The sequence below is a fragment of the Curtobacterium sp. MWU13-2055 genome, from assembly GCF_023242305.1.
In the GTDB taxonomy this organism is placed as follows: Bacteria; Actinomycetota; Actinomycetes; order Actinomycetales; family Microbacteriaceae; genus Curtobacterium.
Genome location: NZ_JALLIO010000005.1, coordinates 120266 through 136936 on the forward strand (window position 1 = coordinate 120266; position 16671 = coordinate 136936).

At 72.1% G+C, this 16671-nt stretch carries 18 protein-coding genes; 13 read left to right on the plus strand and 5 right to left on the minus strand.

Features of this window, described 5'->3' with window-relative positions; translation table 11 throughout:
- Positions 1-45 precede the first annotated feature (45 nt).
- From M4960_RS12240 to M4960_RS12250, 3 genes are read left to right on the plus strand one after another with little or no spacing between them, the layout of a single operon-like run.
- On the plus strand, positions 46-1065 hold the full coding sequence (locus M4960_RS12240) for a Gfo/Idh/MocA family protein (protein ID WP_248704379.1): 1020 nt from the start codon (positions 46-48) through the stop codon (positions 1063-1065).
- Positions 1062-2090 (plus strand): Gfo/Idh/MocA family protein, encoded by a 1029-nt coding sequence (locus M4960_RS12245; protein ID WP_248704380.1) that lies wholly within the window; start codon positions 1062-1064, stop codon positions 2088-2090. Before M4960_RS12240 ends, M4960_RS12245 begins: the two co-directional genes overlap by 4 nt.
- A gap of 49 nt (positions 2091-2139) precedes the next feature.
- Positions 2140-3381, plus strand: coding sequence for an MFS transporter (locus M4960_RS12250; RefSeq protein WP_248704381.1), 1242 nt, complete (start codon positions 2140-2142; stop codon positions 3379-3381).
- Positions 3382-3396: 15 nt separating this feature from the next.
- Here the strand turns inward: M4960_RS12250 and aztA are convergent, their stop codons facing one another.
- A complete protein-coding gene (gene aztA, locus M4960_RS12255; protein ID WP_248704382.1) occupies positions 3397-4029 on the minus strand; it encodes a zinc ABC transporter ATP-binding protein AztA in 633 nt (210 codons plus the stop codon).
- Between the two features lie 50 nt (positions 4030-4079).
- Between aztA and aztB the strand changes: the two genes are divergently transcribed.
- From aztB to M4960_RS12275, 4 genes are read left to right on the plus strand one after another with little or no spacing between them, the layout of a single operon-like run.
- Positions 4080-4958 carry a zinc ABC transporter permease AztB gene (aztB, locus tag M4960_RS12260; protein ID WP_248704383.1) on the plus strand — a complete coding sequence of 293 codons (879 nt, stop codon included), beginning with the start codon at positions 4080-4082 and terminating at the stop codon, positions 4956-4958.
- A complete protein-coding gene (locus tag M4960_RS12265; RefSeq protein ID WP_248704384.1) occupies positions 4955-6196 on the plus strand; it encodes an ABC transporter in 1242 nt (413 codons plus the stop codon). The genes aztB and M4960_RS12265 overlap by 4 nt, the downstream gene beginning before the upstream one ends.
- Positions 6193-7122, plus strand: a complete 930-nt coding sequence (locus tag M4960_RS12270; protein ID WP_248704385.1) for a metal ABC transporter substrate-binding protein — start codon at positions 6193-6195, stop codon at positions 7120-7122. The genes M4960_RS12265 and M4960_RS12270 overlap by 4 nt, the downstream gene beginning before the upstream one ends.
- 26 nt (positions 7123-7148) lie before the next feature.
- On the plus strand, positions 7149-8327 hold the full coding sequence (locus M4960_RS12275; RefSeq protein ID WP_248704386.1) for a hypothetical protein: 1179 nt from the start codon (positions 7149-7151) through the stop codon (positions 8325-8327).
- 79 nt (positions 8328-8406) lie between these two features.
- On the opposite strand, the gene M4960_RS12280 is transcribed toward M4960_RS12275, so the two are convergent.
- Positions 8407-8763 (minus strand): VOC family protein, encoded by a 357-nt coding sequence (locus tag M4960_RS12280; protein WP_123294566.1) that lies wholly within the window; start codon positions 8761-8763, stop codon positions 8407-8409.
- A 177-nt stretch (positions 8764-8940) separates the two neighbouring features.
- On the opposite strand from M4960_RS12280, the gene M4960_RS12285 reads away from it, so the two are divergent.
- The 3 genes from M4960_RS12285 (at position 8941) to msrA (ending at position 10965) form a co-directional block, all read left to right on the plus strand.
- Positions 8941-9399, plus strand: a complete 459-nt coding sequence (locus M4960_RS12285; RefSeq protein WP_131880995.1) for a DUF4383 domain-containing protein — start codon at positions 8941-8943, stop codon at positions 9397-9399.
- Positions 9400-9522: 123 nt separating this feature from the next.
- On the plus strand, positions 9523-10344 hold the full coding sequence (locus M4960_RS12290; RefSeq protein ID WP_123294565.1) for an aldo/keto reductase: 822 nt from the start codon (positions 9523-9525) through the stop codon (positions 10342-10344).
- A gap of 99 nt (positions 10345-10443) precedes the next feature.
- Positions 10444-10965, plus strand: coding sequence for a peptide-methionine (S)-S-oxide reductase MsrA (msrA, locus tag M4960_RS12295; RefSeq protein ID WP_111086459.1), 522 nt, complete (start codon positions 10444-10446; stop codon positions 10963-10965).
- A 90-nt stretch (positions 10966-11055) separates the two neighbouring features.
- Here msrA and M4960_RS12300 read toward each other — a convergent pair whose 3' ends face one another.
- The gene (locus M4960_RS12300; protein WP_131844884.1) at positions 11056-12057 is read right to left on the minus strand and encodes an aldo/keto reductase; all 1002 of its coding nucleotides are present in this window, start codon (positions 12055-12057) and stop codon (positions 11056-11058) included.
- A 120-nt stretch (positions 12058-12177) separates the two neighbouring features.
- On the opposite strand from M4960_RS12300, the gene ppk2 reads away from it, so the two are divergent.
- Positions 12178-13125, plus strand: coding sequence for a polyphosphate kinase 2 (gene ppk2 / locus M4960_RS12305; RefSeq protein WP_111086461.1), 948 nt, complete (start codon positions 12178-12180; stop codon positions 13123-13125).
- Between the two features lie 10 nt (positions 13126-13135).
- On the opposite strand, the gene M4960_RS12310 is transcribed toward ppk2, so the two are convergent.
- Positions 13136-13945, minus strand: a complete 810-nt coding sequence (locus M4960_RS12310; protein WP_248704387.1) for an N-acyl homoserine lactonase family protein — start codon at positions 13943-13945, stop codon at positions 13136-13138.
- 76 nt (positions 13946-14021) lie between these two features.
- Between M4960_RS12310 and M4960_RS12315 the strand changes: the two genes are divergently transcribed.
- Positions 14022-14672, plus strand: coding sequence for a cyclase family protein (locus M4960_RS12315; RefSeq protein ID WP_248704388.1), 651 nt, complete (start codon positions 14022-14024; stop codon positions 14670-14672).
- A complete protein-coding gene (locus M4960_RS12320) occupies positions 14669-15355 on the plus strand; it encodes an alpha/beta fold hydrolase (protein WP_131880978.1) in 687 nt (228 codons plus the stop codon). The genes M4960_RS12315 and M4960_RS12320 overlap by 4 nt, the downstream gene beginning before the upstream one ends.
- 30 nt (positions 15356-15385) lie before the next feature.
- On the opposite strand, the gene M4960_RS12325 is transcribed toward M4960_RS12320, so the two are convergent.
- Positions 15386-16663 carry an amidohydrolase family protein gene (locus tag M4960_RS12325; protein WP_248704389.1) on the minus strand — a complete coding sequence of 426 codons (1278 nt, stop codon included), beginning with the start codon at positions 16661-16663 and terminating at the stop codon, positions 15386-15388.
- Positions 16664-16671: the final 8 nt, after the last annotated feature.

Genomic DNA, 16671 nt, shown 5'->3' on the forward strand with positions numbered 1-16671 from the left:
CGGTCCCCGTCACCGTCGACCGGTCCACCCCGCGAAGGAGCCCCGATGCCCCCGACCCCTCCCCGGATCGGCCTCGTCGGCGCCGGCGGCATCGCCCACGCGCACATGCCCGGCCTCCTCCGCCTCGGCCCGGTCGTCGTGTACGCGCAGGACGGTGCACAAGAGCTCGCGGTCGCGTTCGCCCCAGCAGCAGCCGCCGCGGGGTCGTCGATCACCGTCGTCGACTCGCTCGACGACCTGTTCGCGGTCGTCGACGTCGTGGACGTGGTGACGCCGACCTTCGCCCACGCCGAGGTCGTGCGCGCCGCACTCGACGCCGGCAAGGACGTCGTGTCGGAGAAGCCGCTCGCCCGGACCGATGCCGACGCTGCCGACCTGGTGGCGCGTGCGCAGGACGCCGGCCGACAGCTCTTCCCGGCCCACGTGGTGCGCTTCTTCCCCGCGTACGTGCGCCTGCACGACGCCGTCACCACGGGCCTCCTGGGCGACCTGGCCGTCTTGCGGTTCGTGCGCTCCGGGGCCTTCCCGATCCGCACCGCGTGGTTCGCCGACCGGGCACTGTCCGGCGGCATCGTGATGGACCAGATGATCCACGACCTCGACATCGCGCGGTGGGTCGCCGGGCCGGTCACCACGGTGTCGGCCCTCGGCGTCCGCGCCGGCACCGAGGCCGAGCCGGTGGAGGCAGCTCACGTCCTGCTCACGCACGAGTCCGGGGCGATCAGCCACGTCGCCGGGATCTGGGGACCACAGCACCTCGCGTTCTCGACCGAGTACTCGGTGACGGGCACGCGCGGCAGCCTGGCGCACCGGTCGCTCGACGAACAGGACTACGTCGCCGACCTCGCGGTGCCCGACGCCGCGGACGGCTTCCTGCCCGAGGTCGACCCCGCCGACGACCCGTACGGGCTCGAGCTCGCCGAGTTCCTCGGAGCGTTCGCCGGCGGCGCCGCTCCGCGGGTGACGGCGGCGGACGGCGCCGAGGCGGTCCGGATCGCGAACGCGGCACTCGAGTCGATGGACACCGGGCAGCCGGTGTCCCTGACGACGGGGGCTCGCGCGTGACCGCTCTGAAGATCGCCGTGATGTCGTTCGCCCACACCCACGCGATCGGTTACCTCACCGCCCTCACCGCGATGCCCGGGGTCGAGGTCCGCGGTGCCGACCCGGACGGCGTCAGCACCGGCGAGACCGTCATCGAGCTCCGCGGCCGCGACTTGGCCGACGAGCTCGGCGTCGACTACGCGGACACGTACGACGAGCTGCTCGCCTGGGGCCCGGACGCCGTCGTCGTCACGAGCGAGAACGCCCGGCACCGCGAACTCGTCGAGGCCGCGGCGGCCGCCGGTGCGCACGTCCTGTGCGAGAAGCCGCTCGCGACCACGTGGGAGGACGGCCTTGCGATCCGCGACGCCGTCGAGGCCGCGGGGGTCATGCTCATGGTGGCGTTCCCGGTGCGGTTCACCTCGGCGTTCGACAAGCTCTGCGCGGCGCACGACTCCGGAGCACTCGGGCAGCTGTTCTCCGTCCGCGGCGCGAACAACGGCATGCTCCCCCTGACCCGGTCGTGGTTCACCGAGCCCGAGCTGTCCGGCGGCGGCGCGATCGTCGACCACGTCGTGCACATCGCGGACCTGCTCGAGGGCCTGATGGGGTCGGCACCCGTCACCGTGACCGCGGTGGCGAACCGCACGCTGCACGCGGCCCGGGCGCAGGCGGAGACCGCCGGACTCGTCACGATCACGTACGCGAACGGCGTCGTCGCCGCGATCGACTGCTCGTGGAGCAAGCCGGACACCTCGGCGGTGTGGGGTGGGCTGACGCTCGACGTCGCCGGGACGGGCGGCACGGTGTCGCTCGACTTCTTCGGGGCGGCTGCTCGCGGGATCGTCGCGGAGACCGGGCTGCCGATCGAGTCCCGTTACGGCGCCGACCCCGATGCCGCGATGCTCCGGACGTTCGTCGACGCCGTCCGGTCGGGCGTGCAGCCGCAGCCGGACGTGCACGTCGGGCTGCGGACCCTGTCGATCGTGCTCGCGGCGCAGGAGTCGGTGGTGTCGGGCCGCACCGTGCCGGTACCCACCGAGTAACGACACGACACGCGGGAATGGCCCGCGACCGGCACTGCTTGACGAACCCATGACCTCGACAGCAGAGCGCCGCGGGTGGCTCGGTGTCACGTCCGTCGCACTCGGATCCTTCGTCCTCGTGCTCTCCGAGTTCCTGCCGATCGGACTCCTGCCCGCCATCGCCGCCGACCTCGACGTCGGGATCGGCACGGCCGGGCTCATGGTCGTCGCCACCGGGCTGGTCGGTGCCGTCGCGGCGCCGGTCGTCACGGTCCTGACCTCGCGCGTGGACCGCCGTGTCGTGCTCGTCTCGCTGACCGTGCTGCTCGTCGTGGCGGACGGGCTCGCGGCGATCGCGCCCTCGTTCGGTGTGCTGCTCGTGGCCCGGATGCTCCTGGGCGTCGGCATCGGCGGGTTCTGGGCGATCGGCGCCGGCATCGCCGGTCGACTGGTCCGGCCGGCCGCCACGATCCGGGCGACCTCGCTCATCACCGCCGGGGTCTCGGTCGCGAGGGTCGTGAGCCTGCCGCTCGGCGCCCTCGTCTCGTCGCTCGCCACCTGGCGGCTCGCGTTCGTCATCGGCGGTGTGCTCGGCCTGGTCGCGCTCGTCCTGCAGCTCGCGATGCTGCCGCGCATCCCCGCGCAGCAGCAGGTCCGGTTCGCGACGCTCGGCTCGCTGCTCCGCGTTCCCCGTGCCCGTGTCGGTCTGATCGCCGCCGCGTTCCTGTTCGCCGCACAGTTCGCCGCGTACACGTACATCGCGCCGTACCTGCAGGACCTGGTCGGGGTCGGCCCGGACACCGTCACGCTCGCGCTCCTGGTGTTCGGCGTCGCGGGGATCGTCGGGAACTTCGCCGCCGGCTTCACCCTGGGACGGAGCGTGCTCGGGACGATCAGCGTGTCGAAGGTCGCCCTCGCGGTCGCCGTGGTCCTGCTCCCCCTGCTCGCGCACTCCGTCGTCGGGGTGTTCGTGCTGCTCGTGGTGTGGGGGCTGGTCTGGGGCGCGTTGCCGCTCGGCATGCAGACGTGGATGTCCACGGCGTCGCCCGCCGGGTCCGAGACCGGGCTCGCGCTGTTCGTCACGACCATCCAGCTCGCGATCGCCGCGGGATCGGTGCTCGGCGGCGCAGCGGTGTCGTCGTTCGGACTCGCCGCGGACTTCTGGTTGTCCGGAGGGGTCGCCGTCGTGGGCGCGATCGTGCTCGTCTCCCTCGGGCTGCGCCGCTCGAGCGCAGCGCCGGTCGCCGACGAGGCTCCGGCACCCGTTCCGGTGACGACCTCGACGGGTTCCGTCGCCGTCGCCTGCCCCTGACCGCCGCCCGCGCCATCAGAGCGCGGGGAGGGTGACCACGGCGTCGGCTGCGGCGATCGCCACCGGATCGTGTGCGGCGTGCACGACCACCACGCCGTCGGCAGCCTCGGCGGCGAGCGCCGCCACCACGAGCGCCGCGGACGCCGCGTCGACGCCGGCCGTCGGTTCGTCGACGAGCAGCACCCGCGCCCGCTGCGCCAGCCCGAGTGCCACGAGCGTGCGCTGCCGCTGGCCGCCGGACAACGCGTCGAGCGGGCGGTCGGCCAGTTCGGCGATCGCCATCCGCTCGAGCTGCGCGTCGACGACGGCGCGGTCGTCGCGTCCGAGCGGTCGCCACCAGGCCCGGTGACGCCACCGGCCCATCGTGACGGCCGCGCGGACCGTGAGCGGGAGCGTGGTCGGCGGGACGGACTGGCTCACGTGGGCGACGCCGTCGGACAGGAGGCCCGTGATGCGCCCGGCGGTCGGCCGCAGCACGCCCGCCACCACGTCGAGCAGCGTCGACTTGCCGGATCCGTTGGGTCCGGTCAGCGCGGTGACCCGGCCGGCCGGGAAGGCCGCGTCGAGGCCGTCGAGGACGGTCCGCTCCCCGCGCAGGGCGGTCACCTGCTCGAGGCGGACGACGGGTCGCGTGTCGGCTGCTGGCACCTGAACACGCTATCAGTATCGATAGTCGTTTTCATGTAGCGTCTCGGATCGTGACCTGGCTGACCGACCCCTTCACCGTCGACTTCATGGTGCGCGCCCTGACCGGCGGCGCCCTGGCCGCGGTGCTGTGCGCCGTCGTCGGCACGTGGGTGCTCGTGCGCGGGATGGCGTTCCTGGGCGAGGCGCTGTCGCACGGCATGCTGCCCGGCGTCGCGATCGCAGCGCTCACCGGAGTCCCCGCGGTGCTCGGCGCCGCCGTGAGTGCCGGGGTGATGGTGTTCGGCGTCGGGGCGCTGCGACGGCGCGGTGGCCTGTCCTACGACACCTCGATCGGGCTGCTCTTCGTCGGGATGCTCGCGCTCGGGGTCATCATCGTCTCGGCGTCACGGTCCTTCGCCACCGACGTCACCGCGATCCTGTTCGGCGACGTGCTGGCCGTCACCCGCGCCGACCTCGGCGGCCTGGCGATCGCGGTCGCCGTCGCCCTGCTCGTCGCCGCTGTGTTCCACCGACCGTTCACGGCACTGGCCTTCGACGTCCGCAAGGCCGCGACGCTCGGCCTGCACCCCCGCCTCGCCGAGGTGGTCCTCATCGGCCTGGTCACGCTCGCCGTCGTCGCCTCGTACCGGGCGGTCGGCACCCTGCTGGTCGTCGGGCTGCTGCTCGCGCCCGCCGCCGCGGCCCGCGCCTGGACGAAGCACGTGGCCTCGACGATGCTCCTCGGCGCGGTGCTCGGTGTCCTCGCCGTCCTGGTCGGCCTGCTCGTCTCGTGGCACGCCGGAACCGCCGCCGGCGCCAGCATCGCGGCCGTCGCCGTCGCCGGGGTCGCCCTGTCCCGAGGGCTGGCAGCCGTCGCACGCAGCACCGCGCGCGCGACCACCAGGCCCGTCGAACACCCCGTCCGAGCACCAGCACGAGAGGCATCATGAACCACGACCCGACCACCGACCGCCCACACACACGCGCACGACGCACACGACTCCTGGGTGCCCTGGGCCTGACGACCGGCCTCGCGCTGACGGCCACTGCGTGCTCCACCCCGTCGACACCGCCGGCCGACGACGCCAGCGCGACCACGGCCCCGCACGGCTGGGTGGCGGGCGCGACCGAGTCCCAGGAACCGCAGTTGGGCCTCCTGGCCGTCTCCGCGACCGGCGAGACCGCGTTGCACGACCTGCTCACCGGCGAGACGACCGACCTGGACCGCGTCGGCGCAGCCGAGCACTCCGCGACCGACGGTCGGTTCCTGGTGACGAGCGACGGCGACCGCACCACGGTCGTCGACGGGGGCTCCTGGACCGTCGACCACGGAGACCACACGCACTACTACGCCGCCGAGCCGCGCGTCGTCGGGACGCTCGAGGGCGGCGGTCCGGTCCAGGTGCACTCGTCGGAGACGATGACCACGATCGCCTGGCCGGAGCGCGGCGAGGCGGTGGTGCTCGACCGCGCGGCACTCGGGCAGGGCGAGCTCGACGAGACCGCACGACTCGACGCGACCGTGCTGCTGCCGCTCGGCGAGCGCCTGGTGGCTGCCGAGGGCGACACCGTCCGCGTCCTCGATGCCGACGGAGAGCAGACCGGGTCGACCGGGTCCACCGGGTCGACCAGCGCCGGACAGGCCTGCACCGACGCCGCTGGTGGCATCGTCACCCGGGCCGGCGCGGTGGTGGGCTGCGCCGACGGAGCGGTCGTCGTCGACGATGCCGGTGCGACCTCGTTCGTCAAACTGCCGGACGACGCCGAGCGTCCGACCGCCTTCGCCGCACGGGCCGGCCGCCCCACGGTCGCCGGACTCGCGGGCGACACCGGATTCTGGTTGCTCGACGTGCGGGAACGCGCGTGGCAGCACGTCGCGACCGAACGACCGCTGCGTGCGGTGGTCGCCGTCGACGACCAGGACGAGCACGTGGTCGGGGTCGACGACGCCGGTCGGGTGGTCGTGGTGACCGCCTCGACCGGGAAGGTCGCGACGACTGATCCCCTGGTCGACAGCGACACCGGAACCGACACCGCGCCGCTGCTGCAGCTCGACGCGCAGCGCGCCTACGTGGCCGACCCCACGGCCGCCGTCGTGCACGAGGTCGACTTCGCGGACGGCGCCCGCGTGGCCCGGACCATCGAGCTCCCGTTCGCGCCCGTCGCGTTCGCCGAGGTGGGACTGTGAGCGGAACCTTGCCGGTCGGGCGCACCGCGCGTGCGGTGGCAGCGGCCCTCGTCGCCACAGCCGTCGCCGTCACGACGGCCGGCTGCACCGCCGCCGGGTCGGACCGCCCGCTGGTCGCCGTGACGACGAACATCCTGGGCGACGTCGTGACCGAGGTCGTCGGCGACGGCGTCGACGTCATGGTGCTCATGCCCCCTGGCGGCGATCCGCACTCGTTCGAGGTGTCGGCGCAGCAGGCGGCGCGACTCCGGAGCGCAGACCTGGTGGTCGAGAACGGCCTCGGGCTCGAGGAAGGGGTGGCCCACCACGTCCGCGCCGCGGCCGACGACGGCGTGGCCGTCTTCACCGCCGGTGACGCGATCGACGCCCTGGAGTGGACCACCGACGACGACAGCGGCCCGGACCCGCACTTCTGGACGGACCCCGCGCGCATGGTCGACGTGGTCGAGGCCCTCGACGACGAGCTGGACGCCGTCGGCATCGACGCTCCCGGCACCGAGGCCTACACCGACCGGCTCGATGCCCTCGACGACGACATGACCGCCGCGTTCGACACCATCCCCGCCGATCGCAAGGCCCTGGTGACGAACCACCACGTGTTCGGCTACCTCGCCGACCGCTACGGGTTCCGGGTGGTGGGTGCCGTGATCCCGAGCGGCACGACCCTGGCGTCCCCGAGCGCCGCCGACCTGCGTGACCTGGCGGACGCGATCGAGCAGGCGGGCGTCCCGACGATCTTCGCCGACGCCTCGCAACCCGCTCGCCTTGCCGAGGTCCTGGCGGACGAGGTCGACGTGCAGGTGTCGATCCGCTCGCTGGCGACCGAGTCCCTGACCGAGGACGGCGCTGCGTCGACCTACCTCGGGATGATGCGCTCGAACACCGACTCGATCGTCGACGGCCTGACGCCTCCGATTTCTAGATGAGAATGAGAATCAGTACAGTGTTGTCCATGACCAGAACCAAGACCCTCCGCGCCGCAGCACTGCCGGCCGCGCTGCTCGGCACCGTTGCCCTGGCCCTGACCGGGTGCGCCACGAACGCCGCCGACGCCGAGAGCACCTCGGCCCCGAAGGCAGACAGCACCCGCATCACGCTGACCTACGACGGCGGCCTGCTCGTGCTCGACCAGGACCTGCAGGTCGTGGCCGACGACTCCGTCGATGGCTTCACCCGCGTGAACCCCGCCGGCGACGGCCGCCACGTGCTCGTCACGGTGCCCGAGGGCTTCCGGGTGCTCGACACCGCAGCGGACCCGGCCCTCACCGACGCGGTCTTCCCGGCCGACACCGGTGGGCACGCAGTCGTTCACGGCGACCGCACCGCCCTGTTCGCCGACGGCACCGGCGACGTGACGACCTTCGACAACACCGACCTCGACGGCGACGCCCTGCCCGACACCCGGGCCACCGAGTCCGAGGCGGCGCACCACGGCGTCGCGATCGAGCTCGAGGACGGCACGCTCCTGACCACCATCGGCACCGAGGAGAGCCGCACGGGCGTGCGCGCCCTGGACGCCGACGGCGAGGAACTCACCCGCTCCGAATCGTGCCCGGACGTGCACGGCGAAGGTGCGGTCCAGGACGAGGTCGCGGTCTTCGGCTGCACCGACGGCGCCCTCGTCTACGCCGACGGCGCGTTCGAGAAGCTCGACGCCCCGACCGAGTACGGCCGCACCGGCAACCTGTTCACCACGGACACGTCGTCGGTCGCGGTCGGTGACTACAACGACGACCCGGACAGCGAGGGCTACCTGCTCGACCAGATCGCCCTGATCGACGCGGCCTCGGGGAAGTACACCGTCGCGGACATGCCCGACGGCGTCGGCTTCACGTTCCGCGACCTGGCGCGCGGCCCCGGCGACGAAGCGGTGGTCCTCGGTGACGACGGCGCCCTGCACACCTTCGACGAGACCACCGGCGCCCCGCTCGACTCGTTCCCCGTGATCGACGCGTGGGAGGGCCCGGCCGAGTGGCAGGACGCCCACCCCGCCGTGAAGGTCGCCGGCGACATCGCCTACGTCACCGACCCCGCCGAGCGGAAGGTCCACGCCGTCGACCTGACCACCGGGAAGGTCGTCGCCTCCAGCGACGCGCTGCCGGGCGTGCCCAACGAGATCGCGGTCGCGTAGCGCTCTCGACGGAACCAGACGGCGGACGGGAGGCCCGTGGCGACACCGCCACGGGCCTCCCGTCCGTCCTGGGGTCGCGTCAGCCCTGCGGCGGCGCGTAGAACTGCAGGTCGTTGCCCTCGCTGTCCTTGAACGGGACGATCTTGCCCCACGGGTGCTCGCTGATCTCGCCCTGCACGTCCGCACCGCGCTCGCGGATGCTGGCCAACTCGTCCTCGATCGACCCGTCCGGCTGGAACGTGATGACCGCTCCCCCGCCGCTCGACGGACTCGCCGACTCACGGCCGTTCAGGCCGATCATCAAGCCGTTCGCGTCGATCTCGCTCCAGTCGTCGGACTCGTCCGTGACCGTCAGTCCGAGGGTGTCGCGGTAGAACGCGACCGCCCGCTGCATGTCGGTGACCGGGACCCATACCGCTGCGACTCCGCTTGCCATGGTGCTGCCTTCCGTCGGTGTTGCCGTACGGCGGAGCGTAGGCAGCACGCGATGCGCACCGACTCAGCGGTCCCTCGCGCGTTCGGAAATCGGATGGCACCTGCAATCCGACTGCGCATCGGCCTCGAATACCCTGTGCGCGACATCCGTGGCGCGATCGACAAGAGAGGTCTCACCATGACCAGCAACGCAGCAACCGCTCGCAACCGCACCGGCTCGACGTGGACCCAGAAGGGTGCGCTCCTCTTCGGTGTCGTCTTCCTGATCGTCGGCATCGCCGGCTTCATCCCCGGACTCACCATGGACATGGGCTCGATGTCGATGGCCGGCCACGGTTCCATGGCCCTGCTCCTGGGCCTGTTCCAGGTGTCCGTCCTGCACAACATCGTGCACCTGCTCTTCGGCATCGTCGGACTCATCGCAGCCCGTTCGGCGTCGGGCGCGCGCCTCTACCTGGTCGTCGGCGGCATCGTCTACGCGGTCCTGTTCGTCTACGGTCTGTTCACGGCCGGCATGGCGGACCCCGCGAACTTCGTCCCCCTGAACAGCGCGGACAACGTGCTGCACGCGTTCCTGGCCGTCGCGATGATCGTCCTCGGCTTCGTGCTGCCGCGGGTCGGCGCGCGCACGCGCTGATCGCTCCGGACGCGACCAGACGACCGACGGGAGGCCCGTGGCGACACCGCCACGGGCCTCCCGTCCGCCTCCGCGTTGCGTCCCGTGACCGCCCGCGGAACCGAGCGGCGTACTGTCCGCAACATGCCTGCTCTCACCGACACGTTCACCCTGTCCAACGGCCTGCACATCCCGAAGATCGGCTTCGGCACCTGGCAGATCCCGTCCGGCGACGACGCCTACGACGCCACGAAGACCGCCCTGGACGCCGGCTACCGCCACATCGACACCGCCCTGGCCTACGGCAACGAGGCCAGTGTCGGCCAGGCCATCCGTGACAGCGCCGTCCCCCGCGACGAGGTCTTCGTCACGACGAAGCTGCCCGCCGAGATCAAGACCGCCGACGGCGCCCGCGAGGCCTTCGAGACCTCGAGCCGCAACCTCGACGTCGGCGTCATCGACCTGTACCTCGTGCACGCACCGTGGCCCTGGGACGCCATCGGCTCCGACCACCGCGACGGCAACGTCGAGGTGTGGAAGGTCCTGGAGGAGGTCTACGACGCCGGCCGGACCCGCTCGATCGGTGTCTCGAACTTCGCCGTCGCCGACCTCGAGGACCTGCTCGGCCGCACCGACGTCGTCCCGCACGCCAACCAGATCCGCTGGTTCATCGGCAACACCCAGGACGAGACCACCGCGTTCGACCGCGAGCACGACATCCTCACCGAGGGCTACTCCCCGCTCGCCACCGGTGGCCTGCTCGAGAACACGCAGATCGCCGAGATCGCGGCGAAGTACGACAAGTCCGTCGCCCAGGTCGCGATCCGCTACCTGCTCGAGAAGGACGTCCTGCCGCTCCCGAAGTCCACCACCCCGTCGCGCATCGCCGCGAACGCCGACGTCGACTTCGTGCTGTCAGCCGACGACGTGGCCGCGCTCGACGCGCTCGAGGACACCACGAACTGACGCGATCCGACATCCGGCGACACGGGAACACCGCAGCCCCGTTGCCGGTTGCACCACACGGTGCCGCAGCCAGCGGCACGACGACCTCAGGAGGCCACCATGACCACCACCGAAACCGCCATCCTCGCCGGCGGCTGCTTCTGGGGAGCGCAGCAGCTCCTCCGCCGCCGTCCTGGCATCATCAGCACCCGCGTCGGCTACTCGGGTGGCGACACACCGAACGCGACGTACCGCAACCACGGTGACCACGCCGAGGCGGTCGAGATCGTCTTCGACCCGTCGGTGATCTCGTACCGCGACCTGCTCGAGTTCTTCTTCCAGATCCACGACCCGTCGACGAAGGACCGCCAGGGCAACGACGTCGGCCGCGCCTACCGTTCGGCGATCTTCTTCACCTCGCCCGAGCAGGAGCAGGTCGCGCGCGACACCATCGCCGACGTCGACGCCTCGGGCATCTGGCCCGGCAAGGTCGTCACCGAGGTCGAGCCCGCTGGTGACTTCTGGCAGGCCGAAGAGGAGCACCAGGACTACCTCGAGAAGTACCCCGCCGGGTACACGTGCCACTTCGTGCGCCCGGGGTGGAAGCTCCCGCACCGCGACGAGGCGACCGCGGCGGTCTAGGGCAACCCACCAACGAACGGGAGGCACGGTGCCAGCTGGCACCGTGCCTCCCGTCCGTTCAGGGGTCACGCCCACTGCATCCGGCGTGCGTCAGCCGCGCGGCACCAGTGCGTCGATCGCCGCGAGCTCCTCGTCGGTGAGCGGGGCACCCGCGAGCGAGTCGAGCGTGCCGTCCAGCTGACGGACGCTCGATGCCCCGACCAGCGCCGACGTGACGGCCGGCTGCCGGAGCACCCATGTGATCGCGAGCTGCGCGAGCGTCTGCCCGCGCGCCGCAGCGATGTCGTTGAGCGCCCGCGCCGTGGTCAGGTACTCGTCGTCGATGCGGTCCGCACCGAACCAGCGGCCCTCGGCCGCACGCGACCCCACCGGAACCGAACCGTCCAGGTACCGGTCCGTCAGCAGCCCACCGGCCAGCGGCGAGAACACGATCGCACCGGTGCCGAGACGCGTGAGCTCGTCGAAGAGCCCGTCCTCGGGGACCCGGTCGAACATGTTGTAGCGCGGCTGGTGGATGAGCAGGTGCATGTTCTCGGCGGCGAGCGCCTCGGCTGCCGCGGCGGTCTGCGCCGGGTCGTAGTTCGAGATGCCCGCGTAGAGCGCCTTGCCCGAACGGACCGCGGTCACGAGCGCGCTGACCGTCTCCTCGATCGGGGTCTCGGGGTCGGGACGGTGCGAGTAGAACACGTCGACGTAGTCGAGCCCGAGGCGCCCGAGCGACTGGTCGAGCGACGCGAGCATGTACTTGCGGGACCCCCGGTCACCGTACGGGCCCGGCCACATGTCGTAGCCGGCCTTCGTCGACACCACGATCTCGTCTCGGTACGGACGCAGGTCCGACTCGAGGATGCGGCCGAACTGCTCCTCTGCCGACCCGGGAGGCGGACCGTAGTTGTTCGCCAGGTCGAAGTGGGTGATCCCGCGGTCGAAGGCGTGCAGCACGATGTCGCGCTGCGTGGCGAGTGCACGGTCGGCGCCGAAGTTGTTCCACAGGCCGAGGGAGATGCGCGGCAGCATGAGGCCACTCCTTCCCACGCGCTGGTACGGGAGCTGCTCGTAGCGGTCGGCGGCAGGCAGGTGGACGTCAGGCATCGTTGCTCGATCCGGGGTCGGGGACAGGCCATCGAGAACGCTACCGCTTCGGGTCACGCAGCCGCTTGGTCACCTGAGGGACACGTCCGGTTGGGCAGTTGTCGGGTCACACAGGACAGGATGGGACCAGCCGACCGATCGGCGGGCAGAGGAGACACCGTGGACACAGCGCCGTACTCGCAACCACTCCGGGAGTACATCGAGCAGCTCCGGACCGAGGGCTACAGCGTCGCCGACGGGCACACCGCCGACCCGGACCTCATCGACCCGCACGGCAACCCCGTCCTGACGTGGCGCGACGACTACCCGTACGACGAGCGGCTGCCGCGCGAGGAGTACGAGTACGCGAAGTACCAGCTGCAGATCGAGCTCCTGAAGTGCCAGTACTGGCTCGAGGACACCGGCCAGAAGGTCGTCGTGCTGTTCGAGGGGCGTGACGCCGCGGGGAAGGGCGGCACCATCAAGCGGTTCACGGAGCACCTGAACCCCCGCACCTCGCGCGTGGTGGCGCTCAGCAAGCCGAGCGAACGGGAACGCGGTGAGTGGTACTTCCAGCGCTACGTGCAGCACCTGCCGTCGGCCGGCGAGATGGTCCTGTTCGACCGCTCCTGGTACAACCGCGCCGGCGTCGAGCGGGTGATGGGGTTCTGCGACGACGACCAGTACGAGTCGTTCATGACCCAGGTGCCGCAGTTCGAGCGGATGCTCGTCGACTCCGGCATCCACCTGACGAAGTTCTGGTTCTCGGTCACCCGCCGCGAGCAGCGCACCCGGTTCGCGATGCGGCAGCTCGACCCCGTGCGCCGGTGGAAGCTGTCCGACATCGACCTGCTGTCCCTCGACCGCTGGGAGGACTACACCGAGGCGAAGATGGCGATGTTCACGCGCACCGACAAGCGGTACGCGCCGTGGACCATCGTGCGGTCGAACGACAAGAAGCGCGCCCGACTCAACGCGATGCGGTACTTCCTGACCCAGTTCGACTACCCGGACAAGGCGGTCGACGTGATCGGCAAGCCGGACCCGCTCATCGTGCGGCGCGGCAAGCGGGACGTCGACATCGAGTGACGGTGGTGGCTCAGCGCCGCCAGGCCGCCCACTCGGGGTCGTGCCCGGGCCAGACCTCGACGCCGGGCTCGGCGGCCAGGTCCGCCAGCCGGTCGATCGAACGCTGCGCCTCGAGCTCGTCCCCGGCCCTCCCCACCCACCCGCACGGAGTCCGCTCGGTGAGGTTCCGCTCGAGGTCGGCGGCGTCGCACGCGAGCACCACGGTCCGATCCGGCAGGTCGACGCGGAACGACTGGTGCCCCGGCGTGTGTCCGCGGGTGTCGAGTGCAGTCAGGCCGGGTGCCAGTTCCGTGTCCCCGTCGAGCAGGAACACCCGGACGTCGGCGTCGAGCACGTCGTCGACGACGACCGTCTCCCGCCGGCCGATGCCGCTCTGCAACCAGTCCCACTCCCGTCGCTGCAGCGCGACGGGGGTGCCCGGTGGGACGAGCCGCAGGCCGCCCGTGTGGTCGAGGTGCACGTGCGAGATAGCGCAGAGCGCCAGGTCGTCCCAGGCCAGTCCCGCAGCCGCGACCCCCTCGGCGAGCGCGTCGCCGGGCGGTACGACCGCCGTGTAGCTCTCGTACTCGTAGTGCGCGGCCCGCTCCCGGGGATCACGCACGCGGTCGACGTTGAACCCACCGTCGAGGAGCACCCAGCCGTGGTCGAAGACGACGGCCGCGGCGGTGACGGGTTCGAGGAGGAATCGTGCGGGATCGCCGCCCCGCAGGGAGATCGACTCGGGGATCGGTTCCCACCCGAGCACGAGCGGCACGACCCGCTCTGGCCGACCGCCGACCACGAGTCCAGCGCGCGTCGTGTCGTCGAACGCGTTCGCCATGCCTTGCACCTCCGTGATGATTGGATACAATTTGCAACAATCCGAATCCATTGTGCCGGAGTTCCGGGAGGAAGCCATGACCGACGCGATCGACATCAACATCCCCATCTCCCCCGAGATGCTGCACTGGGGCCGGCGCCCCACCTTCGAGATGGTCGAGGAGATCGCGGACGGGTACCCGTCGGACGTGTCCCGCTGGCTGATCGGTGCGCACACGGGCACGCACGTCGACGCCCCGTCGCACTTCGTGCCCGGCGCGACGACCGTCGACGAGATCGCGCTCGAGAGCGTGGTCGGCCCGGTCCGCGTCCTCGACCTGCGACACGTCGTCGAGGAGATCACCGCCGACGACCTCGAGGAGGCGGGTGCGGCCGGCGCCGAGCGCGTGCTGTTCCGCACGCGCAACTCGACCGACGCGCTGACCCGGAACGAGCGGTCGGAGACGTGGGTCGGCCTCGGCCCGAGCGGCGCGCAGTGGCTGGTCGACCGCGGGGTCCGGTTCGCCGGCATCGACTACATGACGATGGAGGCCCCGGCGCACACCGAGGCGTGGCCGACACACGTCGCCCTGTGCGGCGCCGGCGTCGTGATCCTCGAGAACGCGGACCTGTCCGAGGTCGAGCCCGGCGACTACCTGATGGTCTGCCAGCCGGTGCCGTTCGCGGGGCGCGAGGCCGCTCCCGCTCCGACCGTCCTGCTCCCCCTCGCCGTGGCGACCCACGTATGAGCGTCCACGTGGTCCTGGTCCACGGTGCCGGCGGTTCGCCGTCCACCTGGTCGTCCGTCGCCCCGCTCCTGCGCGACCGCCGCATCCCGTACTCGCTCGCCGACAACGCGATGACCTCGCTCCGCGACGACGAGGCCTCGGTCCGCGCCCTGGTCGACGGCATCGACGGCCCGGTCCTGCTCGTCGGCCACTCCTACGGCGGCGCCGTCATCACGAACGCGGGCACGCACGACCGCGTCGTCGGACTGGTCTACGTCGCGGCCTTCGCTCCGGACGCGGGCGAGTCGGTCTCCGGGATCGTCGAGACCCGGGAACCCGCTCTCGTCTCGCAGTACATGCACCGCGGCCCGGCCGGCGAGTGGATCGCACAGGACGACGAGGAGTCGCGGCTGGCGCTCGCCTGGGACGTCCCGGAGGACGTGCTGCTCGCCGCACGTGCCGAGGGGCGGGTCACCGCCGACGCCGCCTTCCAGCAGCCCACGGCAGAGCCCGCCTGGCGGACCCGCCCGAGCTGGTACCTGGTCGCCACGAGCGACCGGCACCTGCTGCCCGCGATCCAGCGCGACTTCGTCGCCCGGATGGGTGCAGTGGTCGACGAGGTCGACACGAGTCACGCCGTCGCGCACGCCGCTCCGGACCGGGTCGTCGCCGTCATCGAGCGCGCGGTGGCCGCGCTGCGCTGACCACCGCCGGCTGCGCGGGTGGCGCCACGGTCAGGAGGCCGTGGTCACCAGTCCGTCCAGGTCCTTGACCACACGACCCGCCTGCAGGACCGCGCGCACGCTGGCAGCGTCGGCCAGCGCGCCGACGTCGGCGAGCGGGTCGACGCCCGAGACGACCAGGTCACCGGCCTTGCCGGGCTCGACGGAGCCGAGCCGGGCCTCCAGACCGAGCAGCCGGGCACCCTGCAGCGTCCCGGCCGTGATCGCGTCGAGCGGCGAGAGCCCGACCTGCACGAGGCGGGCGAGTTCGGCGAGGTTCCGACCGTGCGGGTGCACACCCGCGTCGGTGCCGAGCGCGACGGGCACGCCGGCGGCGACGGCACGTCGCACGCTGTCGAGGCCGCGAGCGTGCAGTGCCGCGCGCTGTGCGAGGCGTTCCGCAGAGGCGGTGGACGGGTCGAGTTCGCGCAGGAGCGTGCTGAGGGTGGGGACGAGCACCGTGCCGCGTTCGACCATGAGCGCGATGGTCTCGTCGTGCAGGTCGTAGCCGTGTTCGATGCTGGCGGCTCCGCCGAGCACGGCGGCACGGACCGCGGCGTCGGTGAGCGCGTGGGCGGTGACCGGGCGGCCGCCGCGTTCGCCGACCAGGTGGACGACGAGCCGTACCTGGTCCTCGGTGATGCCGACGTCGTCCGGGTCGTCGGTCGGCGAACCGACCCCTCCGGACGTGGAGACCTTGATCGCGTCGGCGCCGGTGCGGAGCAGCGAGCGGACCGTCCGGACGACGTCCTCGTCGGTGTCGACGACGCCCGGCGCGGGCATGCCCGGCCGGACGGCCCAGGCCGGCAGCGACCCGTTCGGCCGGACCGGGTCGGCGTGGCCACCGGTCGGCGAGAGCATGGCGATCGCGAGGTGCAGGCGCGGACCGACGACGGTGCCCCGGGCGACGGCCTCGCGGTAGCCGGGGGTCAGCCCGTCCAGGTCCCGCGCGGTCGTGACGCCGGCGTGCAGGGTGCTCCGGAGCACCTCGGCGACCTCGAGCACGTGCTCCTCCGGGAACCGTGCCCGCTGTTCCTCGGGCGTCGTCGGCACCATGCTGAGGTGCACGTGCGCGTCGACGAAGCCGGGCAGCAGCCACCGGCCGGTCAGGTCGACCGTCGGCACGTCCGCAGCCGGGGCGCGCCGTGGACCGACGTAGGCGACGTCGCCGTCACGCAGCTCGACCTCGGCGTCGGCGCGGGGCGGCGCACCCGTGCCGTCGACCAGGGTCGCGCCGACCAGTCGGAGCACGCCGTCGGCGTGCGGGGTCGTCGGGAGTCGTGCCGCCACAGCGGGCC